General features: G+C 30.9%; 1 protein-coding gene. It reads left to right on the top strand.

Annotated elements, in window-relative coordinates:
- Nucleotides 1–393 (top strand): hypothetical protein (locus IE142_RS40465; RefSeq protein WP_229831326.1); only part of this gene is annotated, 393 nt, incomplete at its 5' end.
- Nucleotides 394–521: the final 128 nt, after the last annotated feature.

Raw genomic sequence — 521 nt, 5'->3', positions numbered from 1 at the left:
CTATCCTCTGGTGCAACTTTTGTAGCACAAGGATTCTCAAGTGATATAAAGGCATTAACTAAAATGATTGAAGATGCGATTCATCATGATGGTTTTTCTTTTGTTAATGTTTTCTCACCTTGTGTTACTTACAATAAAGTGAATACTTATGACTGGTTTAAAGAACATTTAACAAGTATCGATGATATTGAGGGTTATGACATCACAAATAAACAACTTGCTATGAAAACTGTTCTGGATCATGAGTCACTGGTTAAAGGTATCGTTTATCAAGATACAACAACACCTTCTTATGAATCGCAAATTTCAGAACTAGAACATGAGGCGTTAGCTAAAAGAGATATTCATATTACAGAAGAAACTTTCAACGATTTAACTGCACAATTTTTATAAAGGATACTCATTCATAGTAACTAGAATTGCGTCAAAATAAGTAGGTAAAATAAAAACGAAGGTGTACTTGATACATCATGACTATCTAATTTTACTGTAATTTCTTATCTAATAACGTTAATGATTAC

Source organism: Streptomyces mutabilis (assembly GCF_014649815.1).
Lineage (GTDB): Bacteria > Actinomycetota > Actinomycetes > Streptomycetales > Streptomycetaceae > Streptomyces > Streptomyces mutabilis.
Note: the sequence above shows the minus strand (reverse complement) of the source record. Positions and strands in the feature narration are given on the sequence as shown.